Source organism: Chondrinema litorale, from assembly GCF_026250525.1.
GTDB classification, from domain to species: Bacteria; Bacteroidota; Bacteroidia; order Cytophagales; family Flammeovirgaceae; genus Chondrinema; species Chondrinema litorale.
Window position 1 is genome coordinate 117,345 of the sequence record NZ_CP111046.1, and the last position, 23,896, is coordinate 141,240.

Here is a 23,896-nt window from a genome sequence, read left to right on the forward strand (position 1 = left end):
CAATGAAAGCCTTTTTAACTTTTGTTTTATTGCTTTGCGGATTCAGCACCTTTGCGCAGCGTATCTCTGTTGATAGTCTCCGTAACAGTTTTAAAAACTATAACATAAAAAACATACAGGAAAAACTGTTCCTCCACACCGACAGATCTTTTTACATTGCTGGTGAAATTCTATGGTTTAAAATTTACAATACACAAGCTACAACTAATCAATTACTCGACCTGAGTAAAGTGGCTTATGTAGAAGTATTAGATAAGGATAACGAACCCTTTGTACAGGCCAAAATAGTTCTTAACGAAGGTTTAGGCAGTGGTTCTCTTTACTTGCCAGTATCGCTCGAAACGGGAAATTATAAGTTAAGAGCCTATACCCGTTGGATGAGAAACTTTAGCCCTGATTTTTATTTTGAACAAACCATCTCAGTAATTAATACATTTTCGAAACCTGTTCTTAAAGATCAAGTAGCAGACACATATGATATTCAGTTTTTGCCAGAAAGCGGGATTATGCTTTTAAAAGCTGATAATAGAGTTGCCTGTAAAGTTTTAGATAATTTTGGAAACAGTGTAGCTTATAAAGCTGTACTAGTAAATGAATATGGCGATACATTACAAAATTTCTCTTCGCATAAGTTTGGAATGGGACAATTCTCCATTAAACCAGATAGTACCAGAAACTACAAAGCTATATTTACTATAAATGATCAAACTGTTGAAAAAGCATTGCCAAAAATTATGGCAGATGGTTACGCAATTAGAGTAGACAATAAAAATTCAGATTTAAACATCAATGTGCATGCACCTGCAAACACTTCTACTCTTAATATTCTCATTCATAATAATCAGCAAATTAAAAAGCTAGAATCGCTCTCTTTGCAAAATGGCAATGCAGCATTAAGTATAACTGAAAGTGAATTAGGCACTGGTATTAACCATATTACTTTGTTTACTACAGAAGGAAAACCTGTTGCTGAAAGACTCTACTTTGTATTTCCAGAAGAGAATCCAGAAATTGCTGTAGATATGTCGCAAGCAGCATATGGAACCAGATCGAAAGCAGAACTTTCACTTACTTCGAGTGCAGAAAAGCGTTCTTCTTTATCGATTGCAATTTTCCAAAATGATGATTTGTCTAATAGACAGTCGCCAAATATCCGCTCATGGCTGTATCTTTTATCAGACTTAAAAGGACATATAGAAAACCCTCAATACTATTTTGGTGAGCTAACAGAAGAAAAGAAACAAGCAATGGATAACCTGATGCTAACACAGGGCTGGAGCAGATTTGCTTGGGAAGATATTTTAACGCCTCAATATAAAAATATAATTGTTCCTGAATTAGAAGGACATATAGTAGAAGCATATGTTACCGATAAAGAAACTGGTACACCTGGCAATTGGGTAGATTGTTATCTCGCTTTTCCCGGACAAAACTTTCAGTATTATTCGACAAAAAGTGCTGCCAATGGATATGTAATCTTCAATGCTAAAAATGTAGAAGGCCAAAGAAACACAATTCTTCAAGGTTATACTGCTACAGATAGTACTTGGAAGTTCGATGTGCTGTCTCCTTATTCTAAAGATTTTTCGGAAAGTATCATTCCCGCTTTCGATATTGACATAAGCAAAAAAGATGTAATTGAATCTAGAAGCATTGGCATGCAAACTCAAAATGTTTACCTTGAAACAAAAATCAATGAGTTTCAACAACAATTTTCAGATACATTACCATTTTATGGAAATCCCGACCAAAAATATTTGCTAGACGATTACACCAGATTTCCTACAATGGAAGAGGTAATGCGTGAGTATGTACCAAGAGTACTCGTAAGGAAAAACAAAGGGAAATACAACTTCAAAGTATTAGATATGCTTGATGAAGAATTTTTCAATACCGAGCCTCTTATCTTGTTAGATGGAATGCCAATTTTGAATACAAATGATGTAATCAACTTCGATCCTTTCAAAATAAAGAAACTTGATGTAGTTACTAGAAGGTTTATTATGGATAAGGTTAACTTTACTGGTATAGTAAGTTACTTTACTTATAACCACGATTATACTTGGCAAAAACCAGATGACAAAGCTATTGTTTTTACATATGATGGCATGCAATTAAAACGTGAGTTTTATTCTCCAGCTTACACTTCTAACGACCAAAAATCTGGAAGAATTCCTGATTTTCGTTCATTACTTTACTGGAACCCAGATATTGTTTTAAAGGAAGGAGAAAAAGCAAATTACAGCTTTTATACATCTGACAAACCCGGTAAATATACTGGTGTAATTCAAGGCATAACTAACAGTGGCAAACCTGTTTATAAGTCATTTGAATTTGAGGTTTCTGATAGTTCAAATTGAATCGGCTTATAATTGCTTGGCAAACTTCTTTTGCCGGGTAAAATTATTCTTGCCATTGAACCTGTAACAGAGATTTTATCGAAGAAAATTTCACCATTATTTTTTTCGATAAAATCTTCACACAGTGTTATTTCAGGTTGTTTATCCATCTTATTTACATGTTCGCAATTATATTTTTTAAACTGCTTGTGCGGAAAATCTGCATCTTTTAACTGAATAATCACAGTTTTCTCATCTTTCAGAATTACACTTAGTTCAAGTTTATCCCCTCTATTACAGCATTCTAAAGTATATGAAATGATGGTTCTTAATACCGTACTGATCATATTGTTATCCGCATATACTTTTAATGAATTGCTATTCAATTTTCTGAAAACCGAAATGTCTTTATCTTTTGCTACTCCATTGTAAAAGCTAATTGCTTCGTCTAGTAAATCATTTACTACAAACCAGTTTGGGTTCACTTCCACATCGTCCATCTGATTTTCTGCCCTTTCTAGCAGCTTCGCAGTTACCTCAGATGCATGAGATACTTTGCTAGATAATTCAGATACAATGTCTTCTAAATCGCTATGTTGCAAGATTTTACTTTTTAGTAAATCCAGCATGTTTTTTAATGATAATAATGGACTTTTAAAATCATGTGCCAAAACGCCAAACAATCTGTCTTTAAAAGTGCTTAGCTCTTTAAACTTTTCTTTCTCTCTATCGAGCTGTTTAAACTTAGAATAATATGCCCATTTGTATTTCTGAATTAGATAACCCGCATATGCTATAAACCCAATGTTCGATACCAAACTTGGAATCTGACTTGCCAAAACTGGAGATTCTTCTTTATTATACTCCGCATATACAACATACACAGTAAAGATAATTACATTAGCTATTAATGCTTTGGCAAAATGTAGTCCACTACCAATGTAGTTGAATATCACGATTACTACCATTGCATTACTCAAAAAATAAGGGTGAGCTACGGCAAAATAATCTTGTGCTACAGAGTAAAAAAATACTATGAATACAATAACAAAACCATACCATTGAAAAGATCTGGTATTAAATGATCCATACTTTATTATTAAATAGATAATAAAATATAAAATCGCCCCTCCAATTCTAAAATAGAATATCTGTTCACCTTCGAATCCCCTAATCATTTCTATGGGTAAAAAAATTGCATATTGTATTGAGGCTACCAATATGACCAATGCAAATAGATTTTTATCTTTTTCGAGAAAAAAATTGAAAAAACCTTCTTGATCTTCTTTAGATAATTGAAATAAGTTCTTTTCCACAATTCAAAACATATTTTAATTAAATAACTCTGTGTGGAAATAACTTATACAAGAAGCACGAATTCTTAGGTATTGTTTAGAATAGAACCCTGAATTTATTCTATTGAAAGAATTTTCTGAAAAATAGAAAAAAAGGTCTCTCCCTAAATGTGAAAGACCTTTCTTAAAATCTAAAAAGTATATTACATCTTAACTTCTGCAAAATGTTTAAACTCTTTGTCTAAAGTTGGCTTATCCAGTTTTTTGCTTGCTACTATAATTCTGTATTTGAAAACTGTACTTTCACCCGGAGCTAGTTTAAAGTTAAGCTCTTCTTTACCATCACTAAAAACTTTTTGCCCCAATGGGTTTGCAGCAAATAACCCATAACCTCTCGCATGCCAGTAAGTTGGATACCCTACATTTTCTGGATGATCGAGTATAACTAGCGAAATATCTTCGTCTCCGATTTTAGAAGTTAGGTTTACCCACTCGCTGCGAATACCCCAGCAGTCTACACCAGTTACACCTTGGCTGTTTACATACAAACCGTTTACACCTTCATTATTTAGTTTAGCTACATTAGTTGGTACACCATTGGCATCTGTAAAAACCTCTGCTTTATCAGAAGGGTGTTCTAAGGCTCTTGCAACTCTTATCCCAATCATTCCTTCCTTGTTATCTTTAAAAGTTACTTCTTGCTTCTGAGCCGTTAATTTGGTCAAACGATCGATATAGTAGTGCCCTTTTTCTACCCCAAATACAAATTTGGTTTCTTCTTCTAAAAGAATTGTTCCATCGGGAGTACGCCAATCCATCGTAGTTTCTAATATTGCATGATCTCCTTTTTCTTCCAGATTCCTAATTTCTTTGTGTAAAATGCTTCCAAAGTTTGGTTTATCTTCTTCTTTAATTGCTTCAGAATTATTCCAGAAATCTAGTCCGTTTACATCACCATAGTTTAACCAAACCCCCACATGGTGCGGATGATCTACCCGCTCACCAACAGATTTCTCCAAAGGATACTTTCTTGTAATGCTTGTACCTTCAGGAGTTACTAAAGGATAAAGTACAGGTTTCATGATGTTATCAGGATAGCGATAAGCAGTAAATAGCTTGCCATCTATCAAGACATCTACTTTTTTTTCAACTTCGTTTCTGATTAACTGCACTTTGTTATTTGCTGGTTCAACTTCGGCGTTATCTTCTTTTATTGCCTTATGTTCAGTAGAACATTGGCAAAGCAAAAGAACCATCGCACCGAATGCGACAATTCTTTTTCCCATTAAAATACTAATCATCATGCTTAGTATTTAAATACTTTTCCCCCAGCAAGCACTTCTTGTTTTGCTTCGTCGAAAGTTACAAACTCTCCTGTGCGAAGTGCCGCAGTGGTCATAATATTGGCAATGGAATGGTTATAACCAGCTCTTACAGGTGCATGAGATTCTTTTCTATCTTTTACAGAATCCATCCAATTGAACATATGCAAAGAAGTAGTATCGTCTACCCCTGTATCTGCAGAAGTTTCTGGTGGTGCCACGTCTGATAATGAGAACTCATTCAATAAATTTGCTTGAAGTCCCATTGAAGTTGCATGTCTTTCTGTTAAGCCTCCATTTGGTGTAACCATGTTGGTAGCCAGATTTAGCTCACCGGCATTAGAATAATATATCTCTTTTGTACCACCAGCAGAATTGGTAAATCTTGAAGAATACACAACTTGGAAACCTTTTGATTTATCATCCATCGGACCATAATCAAATACCGCAGTCATGGTATCAAAATTCTCGCGGCCATCTTTCCATAAGTAAATGCCACCATTAGCTGCCACACTTCTCGGATGATCGTAACCTGAAAACCAGTGTACAGTATCTATTTGGTGAGACATCCACTGCCCAGGAATACCAGAAGAATATGGCCAGAACAATCTGTATTCTAAATATTTTCTAGGATCAAATTTAATCTTCGGTCTGTTTAATAAGTATCTATCCCAATCTACATCAGATTCTTTTAATGAAGCAACTTCGTCTGGTCTGCGCCATCTGCCCGGCTGGTTCACATTCCATGTCATCTCCACATAAACAATATCACCAAATTTACCTGAGCGAATAAAATCGTTAGCTGCATGGTAGTTTGGTCCACTTCTTCTTTGCGAACCTATTTGTACAATTTTATCACTAGCCTCAACCGCTTTTAAACCAGCTTTGGCATCGTCCATTGTTTCTGCAAATGGTTTTTCTACATAAGCATCGCAACCTGCCTCAACTGCTTGTTTACAATGCATGGCATGTTGGAAATCTGCCGTACTGATAATGACTGCATCTACTTCCCCCTTATCGTAGAGTTCTTCATTATTTCTGTAGGCTTTAATTTTGGTATCGAAATTATCTTGCATGTAGCCGACACAATCGTCTCTTCTTTTGTTCCAGATATCTGAAACCGCCACCATATCATAATTGAGTTTGCTGGCATGTTGCATAAATGCAGGAATGAGAGATCTTGATCTGTTTGAGAAGCCAACTATGCCTGTGCGAATTCTGTCGTTTGCTCCAAGAATTTTACCATAGCTTTTAGCGCTGAAGCCGAACCCCAAACCGGCTGCACCAATAGCAGATTTCTTGATAAAATCCCTTCTGGAATTTTTATCTTCTTTCATTTTCATAATGATTAATTAAATAAGTTTTGTTTTTAAAAATGATATTCAATTTATCAAAATAGCATGTATTTCACAACAAATTGGTATGAATGGGTGATTAAGACAAATTGAAAAGTGATATATGTTGTATGAATTAATTTTCTACAGAAAGCTCCTGCACCTTAATATTTTTGTAAAAAATGCTCATATCTCTGTTTGGATGTAATTGTATGCCAATTGGTCCACTACTTAGCTCACTATCAGATTTGTAATTCATTACCTCTTTGCCATTTAACCAAGCTGTGTACTTGTTGCCTTCTGCTTTTACCTTAATGGTATTCCATCCATCTGGCTTTAAAACATCAGCCACACCCAATGCCTCTACCGGATAGCCTTTGCCTACTATGTAAGGTGAGCAAGTCATGTCTCTTTTGAGCGAACCAGACTCTCCTATTTGAATTTGTTCTCTTTCTTCTCTTAGAAAAAAACCAGAGTCTACTGTACCATCTCCAAACTTAAAATCTGCTACGATTACAAAATCGTTGTAATCTTTTTTTGTCCAAAGGATAGAACCTGTTTTGTCTGGGTCACTTTTAGCTACTAACTTACCATCTTCTACAGACCACCATTGGTTGCCATCAGGAACTGACCAAGCATTTAAGTTTTTGCCATTAAATAAAGTTTTAAAAGATGATTTTTGCGCAAATGCAAATTGTAGGGAAGCAACAAATAAGAAAGGTATCAAAACCTTGATTTTCATTTTCATAATTTATCAGATTAATTTAAGAATGCTCGTGTTAATTATACCTCTGTGATAAAGGAATTTTAATCTTTCTATAAATTATCATTTCTTCTCAAAAAACAATACAAAACCCTACTCAACAGGTAAATTTTTACTTTGAAACAAGCATATAGAATTGTTAATCTTCTGAGATAATTTCGTGATACCTCTACCCTACCTTTGTAATATATCTAGTTAATCGACCAGCTTGAGAGCAAGATTAATCAAATAAGGAGAAATACAACTAATTGTATTTAATCCCCCCTTTATGTCGCAATACTACCCTGCTTGGTGTCCAGGCAGGGTAGTTTTTTTTGTGATAAATTTGTGATACTTAACGCTTACCTTGCAATTCAGAAGTTTGCTGTAAATTAAATTTCAGTTTAGAGTCGCTTCTATTGGAATTTCACACATTGTTATCGTGTTCTCCAAAAATCGTATCCTATATACAATACTTAAAAGTTTAGTGAAAAAAAGAGGACCTGTCCTTACAAGTTTAACATCATGAAAAAAAATGTACTCATTGTAGAAGATGATCAGGATATTGTTGAATTACTCAGTATCCATTTAACTGACCTTGACTGTGAACTAACTAAAGCTGCAGATGGACTAAGCGGTTACGAATATGCTGCTAAAAACAACTATGATTTAATCATTCTCGATCTGATGCTACCCGAAATGGATGGCTTGGAGATTTGCCGAAAGTTGAGGGCACAAGAAATTCACACACCGATTTTAATGCTCACGGCCAGAGCCGAAGAAATAGACAAAGTACTAGGACTCGAAACCGGTGCAGATGATTACATTACCAAACCATTTAGTGTAAGGGAATTTATTGCCAGAGTAAAAGCCATTTTTAGAAGAATTAAACTTTCTGAAGAAAATGCAGCCGAAAAGAAAGTTCTCTCTTATGGTAATATGCAAATTGATGTTGCCAAAAGAAAAGTGAGTTTGAACGAACAAAGAATTGAGCTTACACCGAAAGAGTTTGATTTATTATACCTGTTAGCTAGTAGACCGGGCAGAAGTTATAGCCGAGAAGAGCTTTTAAACATTGTTTGGGGCTACGAATTTTCTGGCTACGAACACACTGTAAATTCACATGTAAACCGACTTCGCAGTAAGATTGAACCCAATATTAACGAACTAACATATATACTCACTACTTGGGGAGTGGGATATCGCTTTAACGACGAGTGGTAGAAGTTTAGAAATACCTCAGCGGTTTAAAACTGCTTTTATGCTACAATCTGAAATCAAGTAAAATTCATGAAATCAAAAATTGCCCATAGCCTTTTCTGGCGAATCGCAGCTACATTACTACTACTATTGAGTTTTTTGGGAGTTTCTTATGTGCTTATTACAGCATACATGGCTCGCCAATATTACCAAGAAACTACACAAAGATTAAATGCCGATGTAGCCCAACATTTAATTGAGGAAGTTCAGCCTTTTGTTGATGGCAAAGTGAATAAAGAAGCACTTGGCCTCATTATGCATTCTATGATGGCGGTTAACCCAAGTATCGAGGTATACTTGCTAGATAAAAAAGGTGAAATTCTCTCTTATGTGGTAATGGCAAAAGATGTAAAACTGAAAAATATTGATCTTGAACCAGTAAACCAGTTTATAGATGCTGATACTAAAAAGCTAGTGATGGGGCAAAACCCCAGAAAACCAGATCAGAATACAATCTTTTCTGCTGCCAGAGTAGAAGAAAATGGTGCGCTACAGGGCTATGTGTATATCATCTTAATGAGTGGTGAATACGAACATGTTTCGGGAGCTTTGTGGAACAGTTATTTGATGCGAACAAGTACGTCTGCCTTTCTAATTACTTTGGTAGCAACATTGCTCATTGGCTTATTTATTATCTGGCTACTCACCCGAAATTTAAGAAAGATTGTAAATGTTGTAAGCCGCTTTGAGCAAGGTGATTTACATGCTCGAATAGACGAAAACTTTAAAGGCGAAATGGCTTTGCTCTCAAACACTTTTAATAGCATGGCCAATACCATTTTGCAAAACATAGAAGATTTAAAGCAAGTAGATGTTTTGAGAAAAGAGTTAATCGCCAATGTTTCTCACGATTTGCGCACACCTATTTCTGTAATTTCAGGATACATTGAAACACTCAATATGAAACAGGGGAATTTGAGTGCAGAAGAACAGCGGAAATACATGGATACCATTATGAAGAGCATCGAAAAGTTAAAACGACTGGTAAACGACCTTTTCGAACTATCTAAACTAGAAGCCAGACAGGTAAATCCTAAAAAAGAATGCTTTGCTTTGGAGGAAGTACTTTCAGAAACTTATCAGAAATATCAGGTGCTGGCAGTTAAGAAAAACATCCAATTGGAAATTGACTATCAATCTGCTCCAACGGTTTATGCCGATCTTTCTATGATTGAAAGGGTGTTACAAAATCTGATGGATAATGCCATAAAATATACTCCAGAGCATGGCAAAGTAGAATTAAAACTTCGAGAAAACTCCACCGAAGATATAGAAATACAGATTAGAAATACGGGTGCTGGCATTCCTGAAAGTGAGTTGCCTAATATATTCGATAGATATTATAAAGGGGCACATCATTCTGGAAGTACTGGTTTGGGCTTGGCAATTGTGAAAAACATATTAGACATCCATGAAGCACCAATTAAGGTATCGAGCATGATTAACCAGTATACCGACTTTTCTTTTTCATTACCTCGATATGTTTATAAAAGTTGAAAGTTATGTGAGATTTTCGTGATACTTAAAGGGCACCTTTGTTTAAAAGAAATTTGTACATCACAAAAAAAATTTAAACAATGAAAAATCTGAAACTTATTTGGTTAGTACTCGCCCTTTTTTCTTTCACAATCGTAAGTTGCGACGATGATGATGAACCAGACGAAATCATTATTGACAGTTCATTACCTTCTGGTACTTTTTCCGCTTCAAGAACAGGGTCTTTAACTGCTCAAAACGGAACTCCTACTTCTGGTAGTGTTGAATTAGGTACTGATGACGATGGTGTTACTTACTTACACTTCGGTTCAAACTTTACTACTGAACTAGGTACGGGTACTGTATCTATCTATCTTTCTACATCAGACACTTTTATGGCTGACCCAGCAAACGGTAATCCCGATCTTATTTTAGTGGGTGTTGTAAATGAAAATGGCGAATCTTATTTCAAAGTAAGCAAGACAGTCTCTAGTAGCTTTACCCATGTGATAATTTGGTGTGGATCAGCTAACATCCCATTTGGGAATGCACAACTACAATAGTCTTTTTTTCAACTAAACTTCACATCTCGAAAGGCAGCGGATTTAATCCGCTACTTTTCTTTAACATGCTTACATTATGAAATACTTTGGATTAGCATTACTTCTTCTGATACAACTAAACAGTTTTGCACAAAGTGGTTGGGTGAGAAATAAAGGTGGATTTTTTGTACAGGGAAGTGTTAGCGCATTTTCTTCAGACAAATACTACAATGTAGATGGAGAGTTACAAAACTCTGCCTCAGGTACCAACTTTAACACTTATGCTTTTAAGGTTTATGGCGAGTTTGGGATTACCAATAGGCTAACTGGTTTACTCAATTTGCCTTTGATTAAAAGTAATGGTTTAAGTACCACAGAGAATGTTTATGGTGTTGGCGATTTAAGAATTGGAGCTAAATACCAGATTACAAAAAGTATCCCTTTTTCATTCTCAGTTGAAGCCGAAATACCGACTGGTAAGGGTGAAAATCTCGCAAGTCACAAAGAAGTGAACGATTTGGGTATTAGAGAAGAAATTAATCTTCCTACAACCGATGGCGAATTTAATGTTTGGTCAACACTCGCACTTTCAAGCTCTACTAAAAATGGCAAATATTACGGTAGCGTTTTTACTAGCTTAAATTTAAGAACAGAGGGATTGAGCCACCAATTAAAATCTGGTATCGAAATAGGGTCTTTCTGGTTCGATAAACTTTGGGTAATTGGCAAGTTAAACTTTCAAGAGAGTTTGTCTAACGATCCCAAACCGGTACCTTTTCTTTATGGAGAAGGTTCTGAATTTACCACTTATGCTTTTACTGCGATTTATAAGTTAAACAAACACTTTAACATTACTGCAGAATATGCAGATTACACTGGTTTTATTACCAGTCAGAAAAATATTTACGATGGCCCCAGTTTCAGCATTGGGCTAGCACTGGAATACTAAGTTGCTTTAATTAGTGTCAAATAAAAAAGTCGCTATCTGTAACAGACAGCGACTTGCTTTTCATACCAAATACAGAATGCCCTATTCTTGCCCTACATCAATTGCCTCATATTCTTTAATTACTGGCTTCTCAATTTTTTCAACTTCACTTTGGTATGCATTCCACTCTTTCTTAAAAAATGCATTAATTGGTTCTAAGGTTGCTTTGAGTGCTTTTTCTGCTTTTTCTAAAGCAAGCAATTCATTCACACTTGGGCTTCCTGTATTACCTTTTAAATAACCCATTGCATTATTCAACTTAGTGCTAAGTAAATGATCTCGGTAAACAATTCCTTTTACATCCTTATCAGGAATAATGGTTTCTAAAAGTGTAGTAATTTCAGATTTTAATGAATCGCCTTTACTAATTATTTCCTGTGCTTTTTCTAAATCACTATACTGCTTTTTAACAAAAGATATAGTCTCTTTTGCTTCTCTTAACTGATCTGCTGCTGTTGTCGCCAGTTCTGTTAATTTAAGCACTTTATCAATTTGCTTATTTCTGGCAACCATTTCTGCTACAGGAATATCAAACCTTGGGTCTGGCAACACTTTTACAGTTGTAGAACTACTGTCACCATCATATTTTATTGACACTGTATATGTACCAGGCAGAATCGGAATACCACCTTCTTCTTCGGTATCTTTCTTAGCTGGAGTCATTGGGCTTCTTACACCTTTTCTATCGAGTTTCCATACAAAACGGTTAACACCTTTTTCAGCTTCTACTTTCAGATTTCTGATAATCTCACCTGCTTCGCTTATAATTTGTACATCTACAGAATCTTTTGTGGGAACCTTGGCCTCTCCTTCTTTCATTTTTAAATCACTTAATGAAAATGAAAGCATGGCTCCTAACTCTCTATTTTCGCCAGCATAAACCGCATCACCTGCATAAATATCTCCGGCAGCTTCTCTTTCAAAAGCCAAATAGGTATCTGGAGCAGGAAAAATATTTACTTTTTTACTAAGCAATTCTTTGCCTTCTGCGGCTAAAGCTCTCAGAGGTCTAATATCGTCTAGTACCCAAACTGAACGGCCAAAAGTGCCCATTACCAAATCCGCTTCTCTTTCTTGAATAGCCAAATCCATAGTTGAAACATTCGGGTAGTCATCTCCCCACTCGTTCCAATTTTTTCCACCATCAATACTAAAATACAAGCCAAACTCCGTTCCGGTAAACATCAAATTTGGCTCTACTGGGTCTTGTACAAAACTCAAGCAATAACCCCACACATCATTTTCATCAACTAGTCTTGTCCATGTTTTGCCAAAGTCTGAGGTTTTATAAACCCAAGGAGTCCAATCGTTTCGGCGATAATTATTGATGACTACAAAAGCCTCACCTTCATTTTTGTTGGAAGCTCTTATTTGGGTAATCCAGCTTTCTGCTGCAACACCAGTAATATTATTAATTACATTTGTCCAAGATTTGCCTCCATCTTGTGTTACTTGCACATTGCCATCATCAGTACCCACCCAGATAACTCCTTCTTTTACCGGACTGGCAGCAACTGAAATAATAGACATAAAAGTTTCTGCTTTGGTAACATCATAGGTAAGTCCACCAGTTTTTTTTTGCAATTTGAGTTTTTCGGGATCATTGGTAGTAAGATCAGGTGAAATTACCTCCCAGCTTTTACCCCTGTCGGTACTTTTAAACAAATATTGGCTACCATAATAAACCGTACCCGGTGCGAGTGGGTCTAGGGCAATCCCTGAATTCCAGTTAAAGCGTAGTTCATCTTCTTCTGGATGTTGAGGTTTAATAAAATCTTGACTTCCCGTTTCGGAATCGTACCAAACTAAACTTCCACCTTGCCTCATCGAATAACCATATCTACTATCTTCCGGATCGGGAACTACATCAAAACCATCTCCATAAGAAAGCTTTTCAAAATAGCTGTTTCTTATGCCTCTAATTCTCCAAACATAAGCCGGGCCTTTCCAACATCCATTATCTTGCAAACCTCCATATACGTTGTATGGAATTTCATTATCTACATTGATATGATAAAACTGACCTAAAGGTAGATTTTCGGCAAATTGCCAGTGTTGGCCTTTATCACGACTAATTGCCAAACCTCCATCACTACCATCCATAATAAAAGTTGGGTCTGTCGGGTGGATATATAGCGCATGATGATCTACATGCAAATCGTTTGAAGTATTGTGCTTTACAAGAAAATTAGAAAAAGACTTACCTCCATCAATACTGACTTTTACAATTCCATATACATTATATAACCTGTTCTCATTTACTGGATCAACAAACAAATCTGAATAATAGAATGGTCTGTTTCCAATATCATTTTTGCTTACTAAATCCCAAGTTTCTCCTCCATCAGACGATTTATACAAACCATCTTCTTTCGCTTCAATTAATGCATAGATAATATCGGGATTACTTGGCGCAATGGCTAAACCCATTCTACCCAACTCCCCTTCTGGAATGCCATCTTCTGGTGTTTGTTTCTCCCAATTTTTGCCACCATCAATTGTGGTATATAAACCTGAACCTTCACCACCCGATTTAAAATACCAAGCATCGCGTTTAAACTCCCAAAGAGCTACTACCAGCTTATCTGGGTTTTGCGGATCAACCACCAAGTCGGCTACTCCGGTTCTATCATTTACATATAAAATCTTTTCCCAAGTATCACCACCATCGGTGGTTTTGTAAACGCCTCTTTCTGGATGTGCTCCCCAAGCTGAACCTTGTACACCTGCATAAACAATATCAGGATTGTTTTTATTAATGATGATTCTGTGGATGTTTCGGGTATTTTCTAAACCCATCAACTTCCAGTTTTTACCTCCATCCAAGCTTTTGTAAATTCCATATCCACTAGACTGGCTGTTTCTTGGATTGCCTTCTCCCGTTCCTGCCCAAATTACGTCTGGGTTTTGTTGGTTAATCGCAATTGCTCCAATAGAAAGGGCTTTCTCTTGATCGAAGATAGGCTCCCAACTAATTCCCCCACTTTCAGATTTCCAGACTCCACCAGAAGCTGTTCCAATGTAAATTACATCTGGGTTATCTGTAATAGCATCTATGGCTGTAACCCTTCCACTCATAGCAGCAGGCCCGATGTTTCTGATTTTCATTCCCTTTAATAGAGAATTGTCAACTTTTTGTGCAAATAATGATGTGCATGTGAACAATAATAATGACCAGATAAGCCAGCTAAATCGGCTTATTGAATAGCGATTGTACATAATTGTTTCAGTTTAAATAAATGATCTCAATTGATAAAAGACATGGATTCTCAGATAGAATAAATGGCAGGGTTGAACCATTCAGCAATCAAATTCTGAAAATCGATAGTTAACAGGTCGTTTTTGGAAGGTAAGTCTGATGGAATTAAAACCACAGAAAATGAAGTCTAGCCAACATTTTCTGTGATTTTAGCTTGTAAAGCAATATATATAAATTTTTAGAATTTATTGCCCTACATCTATGGTGTCGTATTTTTTTATAAGAGGAACTTCTACACTATCCACTTCATTTTGATAAGCATTCCACTCATCTTTAAAGAAAGTATTGATAGGTTCTAAAGTAGTTTTGAGTGCTGCTTCTGCTTTTTCTATGGCCATTAACTCAGTTTTGTTGAGTTTTCCTTTGTTGCCAGTAAGGTAAGTCATCGCTCTAGAAAGTTTGCTACTCAATAAATCTGCACTGTAAACAATCCCTTTAGCATCTTGATCTCCGATAATGGTTTTGAGCAATTCGTCAATCTTTTTCTTTAACTCATCCCCGTTATCCAACACAGCTTTAGCACTTTTTACATCTTTGTACTGCTTTTTAACAAAACTGATGTCTGCTTTCGCTTCTCTTAAATGATCAGCCGCTTCTGTTGCTATTTCAATGTATTTCATCACCTTCTCCGAAGCATCGTTTCTGGCAGCTAGCTCTGCTGCTGGTATATCGTATCGAGGGTCTGGTAAAACTTTTACAGTAGTTTCACTGGCAGCATCATTGTATTTTACTTTTACAGTATAAGTTCCCGGTAATACTGGTAATCCACTTGGTTCAGGTGCATTTTCATTCTTTTTGGTTCCCGGGTTTCTAACTCCTTTTTGATCAAGACTCCATGTAAACCTATTGATTCCGGTTTTGGCTTCAACTTTCAGGTTTCTAATCACTTTACCAGATGCATTTAAAATTTCTACATCAACCGAATCTTTTTCTGGTGCTTTGTCTTTTCCTTCTTTCATTTTTAGCTCACTTAGAGAAAAAGTGATCATTGCTCCCATGTCTCTATTGTCACCAGCAAAGTTTGAAGCTCCACCAAAGTGTGCTCCTAAAGCTTCTCTTTCGTATGCTAAATAAGCATCTGGTGCTGGGTAAACTTTTACTTTTTCACTTAGTAACTCCTTGCCCTCACTAGCCAAAGCTCTTAAAGGTCTAATATCGTCTAACACCCACACTGCACGACCAAATGTGCCAATAACTAAATCTTGCTCTCTAGGTTGAATCGCCAAATCCATAGTTGAAACTGTAGGATAGTCTTTGCCCCACTTATTCCAGTTTTCTCCTGCATCAATGCTATAGTACAAACCGAACTCAGTACCTAAAAACATCAATTTTGGCTCTTCGGCATCTTGAATAAAACTGAGGCAGTATCCCCAAACATCATTTTCATCTACTAATCTTTTCCAGCTTTTGCCATAATCTGTTGTTTGATATACCCAAGGAGTCCAGTCGTTGCGGCGATAATTGTTGATGACTACAAAGGCTTCTCCGGCATTTTGGTTAGAAGCTCTTATCTGTGTAATCCAACTACCTTTCGGCACTTCTTTGATATTCCCGATAACATTCACCCAATTTTTTCCACCATCTTGAGTCACCTGTAAATTACCATCGTCAGTTCCAGCCCAAATTACTCCTTCTTGTACCGGACTTGGTGCAATGGAGATAATGGTCATAAAGTTTTCTGCATTGGTAACATCATAAGTTAAACCACCAGTTTCTTTTTGTAATTTGGCTTTTTCTGGGTCATTGGTAGTTAAGTCTGGTGAAATCACTTCCCATGTATAACCTTTGTCTGTGCTTTTGAAAAGATACTGGCTACCATAATAAACAGTTCCAGGTTTTAATGGATCAAGTGCAATTCCTGTGTTCCAGTTATACCTTAACTCGTCTTCGTTTGGATGCAGCGGCTTCATGTAATCTTGCTGACCAGTTTCAAAATCGTAGCGGAGTAAATTACCACCTTGCCACATGGTATAGCCATATCGGCTATCTTCTGGGTCTGGCACTACATCGAAACCATCTCCGAAAGAAACCTCTTCGAAATATTCGTTTTTAATTCCGCCCTTTCGCCAAACATAGCCCGGACCTCTCCAACTTCCATTATCTTGCATTCCACCATAAACATTATAAGGAATTTCATTATCTACATTGATGTGATAAAACTGACCAACTGGAAGGTTCTCAACAAATCGCCAGTTTTTCCCATGATCTCTGGTAATTGCCATACCTCCATCGTTGCCATCCATCATAAATGCAGGATTTTCTGGGTGGATATACCAAGCATGGTGGTCTACATGTATATCTGTTGGTTTATTATGCCAAGCTAGCAAATCGCTAAAAGTCTTGCCCCCATCTTCACTCACTTTTACAATCCCATATACATTATATAGTCTATTTTCATTTTTAGGGTCAACATATAAATCTGAATAATAGAAAGGGCGGTTTCCTACATCTTTGTCGCTTACCATTTTCCATGTAACTCCACCATCTTCTGACTTATACAAAGCATTCTTTTTCGCTTCTACCAATACATAAATAATGTTCGGATTACTTGGGGCAATTGCCAATCCCATTCTTCCAAGTTCACCTTCTGGCATGCCATCTTCAGAGGTTTGTTTTTCCCAGTTTTTACCACCATCTAGTGTAACATACAAACCAGAACCTTCACCACCAGATTTAAAGTACCAGGCATCTCTTTTAAAATCCCAAAGTGCAGCTACCAACTTATCTGGATTTTGTGGATCAACTACCATATCGGCGATTCCGGTTCTATCATTCACATACAATACCTTTTCCCAAGTTTTGCCACCATCCGTGGTTTTAAAAACACCACGTTCGGGATGTGCTCCCCAAGCAGAACCTTGCACACCTGCATAAACTATATCAGGGTTGTTTTTATTGATGATGATCTTATGGATATTTCTGGTATTTTCCAATCCCATTAAAGTCCAAGTTTTACCAGCATCAAGGCTTTTATAAATTCCATAACCACTAGACTGGCTATTTCTTGGGTTTCCTTCTCCTGTGCCTACCCAAATTATATCTGGGTTTTGCTGATTGATTGCTACAGCTCCAATTGATGCTGCTTTTTCGTGATCGAAGATGGGTTTCCATGCTATTCCACCACTTTCAGATTTCCATAAACCACCAGAAGCAGTACCTACATATATAATATCCGGATTGCTTGTTACAGCATCTATACTGGTTACCCTACCGCTCATTCCAGCTGGGCCAATGTTCCGGACTTTCATCCCTTTTAGTTTTTCAGAGTCTATCTTCTGTGCCAAAAGTGGATGCATAAAAAATAAGGTTAAAACTCCGAGTAGGAGTTTCACAACGTTTCCTTTGTAATTGTTTTGCATACCTGTTGTAGTTAATTTATTATTTGTTCCTTTAAGTTACTTAAGTAGATGCAGTTGCCAAAAAAATTATGGCTGATAAAAATTAAGTCCTCAAAAAGTAAAAGTAGTTGTCATTTTATATGTGTATTTTCAGAAAAAACATTCGAGTTTTGCTTTAACCAATTTTTCCATCTAGCAAAAAAAACTGCCATTTGTAAAAACAAGGCATCAATAATTTAATACAGAATCTATATAAAATTCAAAAAAATTGTCTTTTTCATAACAAAATCGACATTTAAGTGATTATTTGATAAAAAAACATTGAAATAAATTTTTGTTTATCAATAAAAGTCAATTAAAATTGTAATACAAATCAGATCAACTATTGATTACCACAGCACACAAGGATCAACTTATTTACTTCTAATTACTAAGTAATATACACCTTACTCCAAATACATAATTCAAACTAACCCGTTTTTTAATCATTTTTATTTTTGGAATTATGAAAAGAGTTATTGAATTAATCCTTACAGCGTCAATAGTATTTTTGTTAGCATCTTGTGGCGGCAGTCGTCAAGAAGTGGCAGAAGATTCTATAGCAGTTGAAGATACTGTTATGGTAGAAATTGATTCTGCCGCAATGGAAGAGACAGATTCTATGATGACAGCAATGGATTCAACCATGATGGATTCTACTGCAATGGAAGTTGTTACTGACTCAGTAGAGTAATAGCATTAAGCAAATTTGAAAACGGCTTTGTAATGGTTTTCTGGATTTACCAGAAAGCCATTTTTGTTTTATTAATTTCCACATCATTCATAACAATGCCTCAAACAATTAGACTTTCTTTACTTGAATTAAAGATTATCTAAAGATTAAGAAAAAGGCCTTATAGCTTAGAACAGTGCATCATAGTTTAATCAATCTTAACTTCTAGATTTGGTTAAAATAAAGAGCAGTAGATATGGAAAAAGCAATAGCCATTTTTGACATTGGTAAAACCAATAAGAAGTTTTTGGTTTTTAATAGTGAGTTTGAAATTCTGCATGAAGAAAGCATACATGTTCCTGAAACAGTAGACGATGATGGTTTCTCATGTGATAACCTCGAAGTGATTACCCAATGGGTTTACGACACTTTTAATAAGAACTACCAAAACGATAAATACCAGATTACTAAGTTGAACTTCGCTACTTATGGAGCAAGCTTTGTTTATCTGGATGAAAATGGCAAACCATGTACGCCACTCTACAATTACCTTAAGCCAATGCCCGAAGAATTGCTCCAGCAATTTTATAATACTTATGGTGGTAAAGTTGAAGTTTGCAGAAAAACAGCCTCTCCTTCTTTGGGTATGTTAAATTCAGGTTTGCAACTTTACTGGCTAAAACATACAAAACCAGATAAATTTAAAAAGGTAAAATATGCTCTTCATTTACCGCAATACATGAGTTATTTGTTTAGCAAAAAACCTTTTACCGAAATAACCAGTATTGGCTGCCATACTTTTTTGTGGAACTACGAAAATGATAGTTACCATCAATGGGTAGAAGGTGAAGGTATAAGTATAAAGTTTCCAGATATTACTCGTTCAGATCACACTTTGCCAGCCGCTAATTATCAAGGTTTGCAAGTTGGTGCTGGCTTACACGATAGTAGTGCTTCCCTAATTCCCTATTTACAAGGTGTTATGGAACCATTCGCTTTAATATCTACTGGCACTTGGAGTATCGTTTTAAATCCTTTCAGCAAAGACCCGCTTACTGAAGAAATGTTGGATAAAGATTGTCTCAACTTTCTTACCTATAAAGGTAAAACAGTAAGAGCATCCAGACTTTTTCTTGGACATGTGCATGATACGCTAAGTAGAAAGATAGAAAATCATTTTAAGGCCGGAGTTTATCAAATCCATCAAATTGAACCCGATCTTGATTTGATCTCTTCATTTTTGAATGGCAACTATCAATACGATAAATACGCTATTAATCAAGAAGGAAAACTCACCCCTGATTTTCAATTTGAAGAATACAAAAATTTAAGCACTGCATATCACCATCTGTTTTTTATTTTAATCACCTTACAATGCAAATCGATCAAGTTGGCAATAGGCAGCTCTAAAATTAATAAGTTGATTATAAGTGGTGGTTTTGCTAAAAGTACTTTATATAAAAGGTTGTTAGCTTCATTACTACCAAGCTATGAAATTTACATTGCAGAGTTAAAAGAGTCTACTGCTTCAGGAGCTGCTATGGCAATCACCTCTAACATCGACGAAGTTGCCATTCAAAAAATCTGTAATCTGGAACATGTAATTCCATTTGCAAAAGCAGAGATATAAAATTAAGCCAGTTATAAATGAAGTTTCATTCCTTCGTGACTGGCTTTGAATCCTAACTTTTCATAAAATCTCAAAGCATCTGGTCTTTGTTTATCTGTTGTTAATTGTACAACATGTGCTTTTCTTTCTTTAGCCCTTTCTATAGCCCAAATAAACATTTTTTCACCTAAGCCTTCTCCCCTATTCTTTTTGTCAATTCGAACTGCTTCAATCTGCATTCTAACTCCACCTCTATAAGTAAGATATTGTATAAAGGTAAGTTGCATGGTGCCAATTACTTTTTCATCTTCATCTTTTAAGACGATAAGCTCCTGATTTTCATCTTTAGTGATTTTCTCGAAAGCTTCAACATAAAAATCTGGTAATGGAATTTGATAAAACTCTCTCTGACTTCCTAATTTATCGTCGGCTAACAGTTTTACTATTGAGTCTAAATCTTTAATATTTGCTTTTTGAAATTTCATGCTAACAATTTTGTCTGAAAATCTAAATTAAAAAATTAATCTAAAAAACTGAATTTCCCTAATTCCCTATTTAGGGATAATTAATGCCAGTAATTATAATTTTGTGGTTTTGCCAATTCGAAAATTGTAGAGAATCTCTTAAAAATAGAAAGCAAATATCAATGGAAGATTCAGTTTTTGAAATTTTCAACTTTTTACTTGAGCAATCGGTGAAATTTTTACACTAAAAACGGAATATAACTTCAAATTTTTTTCATATTTCCCTATTTAGGGATTTATGTATTTCTTGCTTTAGGAAATTAGGGATATAATTTGAATAATTCAATAAAAAGAACATCAATATTAAGCCTTTTAAGGGATTGATGATTTCATTTCGATTAATGAGAAATTTCAACAAAGAAAATTAAACTAGACGTCTAATATTTATTAAAAAATGAATCAATTATTAAAATGTCCATCAAAATTTCTACATGCATCTATATAAAATAGTTAAATTAACAATTTTAAGGTAATTTTTATAGGGATTTATGAAATTAAAGATTTCCCTTTTTAGGGATTTCCCTAATTTTTCTTGAATTTTGAGATTCACTTTTTAAAAACATCAAATTTTTCCTCTTTAAATTTAACATTTCAGCTCAAAAAGTTCATCCAAAATCTGATTTTGAATTTTCTTTTAAGAAGTTCTTTCAAAACTTGTAGTTTTTTTTGGCAAAAGGTCAGGAATAATTATACTTGCATATCCCTAAATTCACTTTTCCCTAAATAGGGAATTTCATAATTTTTAAAATAACTTATGAGTTTAATAATATCAGTTGCCAGCCAAAAAGGTGGAGTGGGTAAATCAACCATTTCAAGATTAATTAGCCGAGAGTTTGCCGTCAACGATTTTCAGGTACTTATTGCCGATATGGATATTTCGCAAAGTACTTGTGTGCACTGGAACAAAAGAAGGTTGAGAGACCAACTTGAACCAGTAATTGATGTTCAGCTTTTTGGTTCTGTAGACAAAGCATTAAAACTTGCTCCAAACTACGATCTAATCGTATTTGATGGCGCACCTCATGCTACCAAACAAACTATTGATTTAGCAAAACATTCAGACATCATTATTATGCCAACTGGTGTTGCTCTGGATGATCTGGAACCAACAAAAGATTTGGCTAAGGAATTACTAGGTAAAGGTGTTCCTAAAGAAAAAATAGTAGTGGTATTTAACCATGTAGGTTCTAGCCAGGCAGAACTGGAAGAAGCTACAGAATATATAAAAGATAAAGGCTTATTTGTAATAGGGCCACACTTGCCAGAAAAGACCAGTTATCGCAGAGCCAGTGATGACGGTAAAGCAGCTACTGAGACTACACATACTTCTACCAATCAAAAAGCAGACGAAGTGGCACAGGCAATAATGAATCGAATTGAAACCATCATGCAAAATGTTTAACATATGGCTACATCTAATCTCAAACCCAAAAAAAGAAATAGAAAACTGGAGAAAAGTACTGCAACAGAGGAAACTACCTATGCACCAGCACAAAACCTGAATAAGGTTGCTTCAGGCAAAATGAAGGATATAAATATTAAAGCAAGCCCTGACGAGCACAGGGAATTTAAAATGTATGCAGCAGCAAGAGATATGTCTATGCACGATTTATTTTTTGCTATGTGGGATTTTTACAGGGAGAATCATCCTTAGCAGCTTTTAATAGAAATAGGGATTTCCCTAAATCCCTATTTCTAGCTTTATATTTTAATAACAGTTCTTTGCTTCTCCGTAATAACCATAGTTCTTACCTCCAATAGCAAACATCTCATCACCGTACTTATCTATAAAAGTTTTTACTGGTATATCGCCGGTATTGCCATCTGCTGTAGTAAGTGTAAGGGTATATGAATTACCTGAGCCATTAAATTTCCAATAGCCACTTTGATTGGCTTCTCCCATATCTGCTGCTGTACCAACCGAATAACCACTAAAACTATAAATAGAAAAAGTACCGTTGCTGCAAAAGTCGATTACTTCTTTCTCTCTAGCGTATTCGCCATTAGTGCTAATACTCGCAATTCTACGACCTGTAAATTTATTTGCCGCATTACCCAAGTTACCTCCTGAGTTAGTATTGCTGTTTCCAGAGAAAACATTCTTGTTAGTGCTAGAAGTAGAAACTTTAGATACACTTTGTGATATCTCCAATGCCATTTGCTTATAGAAGTCGCTGTAAGATTCAGCTTCTACTATAGCCATTACATTTACCAGAGTAACATCCGGAACTATAATGTTTACCAAATAAGCTTCACAATTTACTCCTTGCATGCTACCTGTTACTTTGCTGCCAAGAATGTTAGCAGTATAATCATCAATTACTCCTGTACTTTGTAGCATTACATTACCATCGTTGTATGGGGTAAGTAAATCTTGACGTATTTTATCTTTTGAAGCTAATGCGTCATTTCCAACCATAATAAACCCTTTATTAAATTCTGAAGTAAGAAAATAAGCTCCTTCAGCAGTTGATGCCTCCCAACCAGCAGGAACTTTAAAACTATAGCCAGATGCTGTAATAGTTTGCTGTGCTTGTAGATAAGTGCCAAAAAAAAGAAAAACACAGAAGATTGTAAATACCTTTTTCATTATCATTAATTATAAATTTGCTATTACCTTAATAAGTTAAAAGTAAAGATGGTAAACGCTTTTTTCATATTTTTAAGGTAATTTTTTATAGTACTTCTTCATTTTTAGATGAAGTACTTACTTATAAATTATATTGATTTTATAATTTATATATACTTATACACCTTCAAAAACTTACTGTAACTTACTGATATTCAAATAAATGTGAGACATCCTACAGCCATAAGGTAATCCCATTTTAGCCATAAGGTAAAGTAATTTTAGCCATAAGGCAATCCTTTATTAGCCATAAGGGTATGCTATTCTAGCAAAAGAGGCATCCATTAATTTAGCCAAAAGGTAATCCCATTTAGCCATAAGGGTATCCCAAACTAGCAAAAAGGTCTATTTTTATAAGTTATCTCAAAAGAGAATAAGATGGATTTTCACTGATTTTTAAGAATTTTGATATTTGCAGACACAAAAGGAATGGCGAAATAGGATAACTGAGAGAACTATTTTTAGCCAAAAGGTAATCCCAAACTAGCCATATGTATATCCCATAGCAGCCATAAGGTAATCCAAAT

General features: G+C 35.4%; 17 protein-coding genes. 9 read left to right on the forward strand and 8 right to left on the reverse strand.

Features of this window, described 5'->3' with window-relative positions:
* The first annotated feature begins 2 nt into the window (after positions 1-2).
* Positions 3-2,360, forward strand: a complete 2,358-nt coding sequence (locus OQ292_RS25415; protein WP_284686994.1) for a hypothetical protein — start codon at positions 3-5, stop codon at positions 2,358-2,360.
* Here the strand turns inward: OQ292_RS25415 and OQ292_RS25420 are convergent.
* The 4 genes from OQ292_RS25420 to OQ292_RS25435 all read right to left on the reverse strand — a co-directional run bounded on the left by OQ292_RS25420 (position 2,318) and on the right by OQ292_RS25435 (position 7,038).
* Complete coding sequence (locus tag OQ292_RS25420; protein ID WP_284686995.1) at positions 2,318-3,655, reverse strand: sensor histidine kinase; 1,338 nt, start codon at positions 3,653-3,655, stop codon at positions 2,318-2,320. The genes OQ292_RS25415 and OQ292_RS25420 overlap by 43 nt on opposite strands.
* Positions 3,656-3,837: 182 nt before the next feature.
* Positions 3,838-4,938, reverse strand: coding sequence for a DUF6807 domain-containing protein (locus tag OQ292_RS25425; RefSeq protein WP_284686996.1), 1,101 nt, complete (start codon positions 4,936-4,938; stop codon positions 3,838-3,840).
* A gap of 2 nt (positions 4,939-4,940) precedes the next feature.
* Entirely contained in the window at positions 4,941-6,299 is a 1,359-nt protein-coding gene (locus tag OQ292_RS25430; protein WP_284686997.1) for a Gfo/Idh/MocA family oxidoreductase, read from the reverse strand.
* A 127-nt stretch (positions 6,300-6,426) separates the two neighbouring features.
* Entirely contained in the window at positions 6,427-7,038 is a 612-nt protein-coding gene (locus tag OQ292_RS25435; RefSeq protein ID WP_284686998.1) for a 3-keto-disaccharide hydrolase, read from the reverse strand.
* Between the two features lie 519 nt (positions 7,039-7,557).
* Between OQ292_RS25435 and OQ292_RS25440 the strand changes: the two genes are divergently transcribed.
* The 4 genes from OQ292_RS25440 (at position 7,558) to OQ292_RS25455 (ending at position 11,259) form a co-directional block, all read left to right on the forward strand.
* A complete protein-coding gene (locus OQ292_RS25440; protein WP_284686999.1) occupies positions 7,558-8,256 on the forward strand; it encodes a response regulator transcription factor in 699 nt (232 codons plus the stop codon).
* 66 nt (positions 8,257-8,322) lie between these two features.
* The gene (locus tag OQ292_RS25445; RefSeq protein ID WP_284687000.1) at positions 8,323-9,789 is read left to right on the forward strand and encodes a sensor histidine kinase; all 1,467 of its coding nucleotides are present in this window, start codon (positions 8,323-8,325) and stop codon (positions 9,787-9,789) included.
* Between the two features lie 80 nt (positions 9,790-9,869).
* On the forward strand, positions 9,870-10,331 hold the full coding sequence (locus OQ292_RS25450) for a DM13 domain-containing protein (RefSeq protein ID WP_284687001.1): 462 nt from the start codon (positions 9,870-9,872) through the stop codon (positions 10,329-10,331).
* Positions 10,332-10,407: 76 nt separating this feature from the next.
* Entirely contained in the window at positions 10,408-11,259 is an 852-nt protein-coding gene (locus OQ292_RS25455; RefSeq protein ID WP_284687002.1) for a hypothetical protein, read from the forward strand.
* A gap of 81 nt (positions 11,260-11,340) precedes the next feature.
* Here the strand turns inward: OQ292_RS25455 and OQ292_RS25460 are convergent, their stop codons facing one another.
* Both OQ292_RS25460 and OQ292_RS25465 read right to left on the reverse strand, forming a co-directional pair.
* Positions 11,341-14,406, reverse strand: coding sequence for a WD40/YVTN/BNR-like repeat-containing protein (locus OQ292_RS25460; RefSeq protein WP_284687003.1), 3,066 nt, complete (start codon positions 14,404-14,406; stop codon positions 11,341-11,343).
* Positions 14,407-14,742: 336 nt separating this feature from the next.
* Positions 14,743-17,916, reverse strand: a complete 3,174-nt coding sequence (locus OQ292_RS25465) for a VPS10 domain-containing protein (RefSeq protein WP_284687004.1) — start codon at positions 17,914-17,916, stop codon at positions 14,743-14,745.
* A gap of 529 nt (positions 17,917-18,445) precedes the next feature.
* On the opposite strand from OQ292_RS25465, the gene OQ292_RS25470 reads away from it, so the two are divergent.
* Together OQ292_RS25470 and OQ292_RS25475 are read left to right on the forward strand one after the other, a co-directional pair.
* Positions 18,446-18,628, forward strand: coding sequence for a hypothetical protein (locus tag OQ292_RS25470; protein ID WP_284687005.1), 183 nt, complete (start codon positions 18,446-18,448; stop codon positions 18,626-18,628).
* Positions 18,629-18,863: 235 nt separating this feature from the next.
* Positions 18,864-20,237 carry an FGGY-family carbohydrate kinase gene (locus OQ292_RS25475; RefSeq protein WP_284687006.1) on the forward strand — a complete coding sequence of 458 codons (1,374 nt, stop codon included), beginning with the start codon at positions 18,864-18,866 and terminating at the stop codon, positions 20,235-20,237.
* 11 nt (positions 20,238-20,248) lie between these two features.
* Here OQ292_RS25475 and OQ292_RS25480 read toward each other — a convergent pair whose 3' ends face one another.
* Positions 20,249-20,701: a GNAT family N-acetyltransferase gene (locus OQ292_RS25480; protein WP_284687007.1), complete on the reverse strand. Its 453-nt coding sequence runs from the start codon at positions 20,699-20,701 to the stop codon at positions 20,249-20,251.
* A gap of 793 nt (positions 20,702-21,494) precedes the next feature.
* On the opposite strand from OQ292_RS25480, the gene OQ292_RS25485 reads away from it, so the two are divergent.
* Both OQ292_RS25485 and OQ292_RS25490 read left to right on the forward strand, forming a co-directional pair.
* On the forward strand, positions 21,495-22,142 hold the full coding sequence (locus OQ292_RS25485) for a ParA family protein (protein ID WP_284687008.1): 648 nt from the start codon (positions 21,495-21,497) through the stop codon (positions 22,140-22,142).
* Positions 22,143-22,145: 3 nt separating this feature from the next.
* Positions 22,146-22,394 (forward strand): hypothetical protein, encoded by a 249-nt coding sequence (locus OQ292_RS25490; RefSeq protein WP_284687009.1) that lies wholly within the window; start codon positions 22,146-22,148, stop codon positions 22,392-22,394.
* A 54-nt stretch (positions 22,395-22,448) separates the two neighbouring features.
* Here OQ292_RS25490 and OQ292_RS25495 read toward each other — a convergent pair whose 3' ends face one another.
* On the reverse strand, positions 22,449-23,330 hold the full coding sequence (locus OQ292_RS25495; protein ID WP_284687010.1) for a hypothetical protein: 882 nt from the start codon (positions 23,328-23,330) through the stop codon (positions 22,449-22,451).
* Between the last annotated feature and the right edge of the window lie 566 nt (positions 23,331-23,896).

Coding starts and splice junctions, on each gene's coding strand:
- OQ292_RS25415 (WP_284686994.1), top strand. CDS start 3: ATGAAAGCCTTTTTAACTTTTGTTTTATTGCTTTGCGGATTCAGCACC.
- OQ292_RS25490 (WP_284687009.1), top strand. CDS start 22,146: ATGGCTACATCTAATCTCAAACCCAAAAAAAGAAATAGAAAACTGGAG.
- OQ292_RS25475 (WP_284687006.1), top strand. CDS start 18,864: ATGGAAAAAGCAATAGCCATTTTTGACATTGGTAAAACCAATAAGAAG.
- OQ292_RS25435 (WP_284686998.1), bottom strand. CDS start 7,038: ATGAAAATGAAAATCAAGGTTTTGATACCTTTCTTATTTGTTGCTTCC.
- OQ292_RS25495 (WP_284687010.1), bottom strand. CDS start 23,330: ATGAAAAAGGTATTTACAATCTTCTGTGTTTTTCTTTTTTTTGGCACT.
- OQ292_RS25485 (WP_284687008.1), top strand. CDS start 21,495: ATGAGTTTAATAATATCAGTTGCCAGCCAAAAAGGTGGAGTGGGTAAA.
- OQ292_RS25465 (WP_284687004.1), bottom strand. CDS start 17,916: ATGCAAAACAATTACAAAGGAAACGTTGTGAAACTCCTACTCGGAGTT.
- OQ292_RS25450 (WP_284687001.1), top strand. CDS start 9,870: ATGAAAAATCTGAAACTTATTTGGTTAGTACTCGCCCTTTTTTCTTTC.
- OQ292_RS25455 (WP_284687002.1), top strand. CDS start 10,408: ATGAAATACTTTGGATTAGCATTACTTCTTCTGATACAACTAAACAGT.
- OQ292_RS25445 (WP_284687000.1), top strand. CDS start 8,323: ATGAAATCAAAAATTGCCCATAGCCTTTTCTGGCGAATCGCAGCTACA.
- OQ292_RS25440 (WP_284686999.1), top strand. CDS start 7,558: ATGAAAAAAAATGTACTCATTGTAGAAGATGATCAGGATATTGTTGAA.
- OQ292_RS25460 (WP_284687003.1), bottom strand. CDS start 14,406: ATGAAAATCAGAAACATCGGGCCTGCTGCTATGAGTGGAAGGGTTACA.
- OQ292_RS25425 (WP_284686996.1), bottom strand. CDS start 4,938: ATGATGATTAGTATTTTAATGGGAAAAAGAATTGTCGCATTCGGTGCG.
- OQ292_RS25430 (WP_284686997.1), bottom strand. CDS start 6,299: ATGAAAATGAAAGAAGATAAAAATTCCAGAAGGGATTTTATCAAGAAA.
- OQ292_RS25480 (WP_284687007.1), bottom strand. CDS start 20,701: ATGAAATTTCAAAAAGCAAATATTAAAGATTTAGACTCAATAGTAAAA.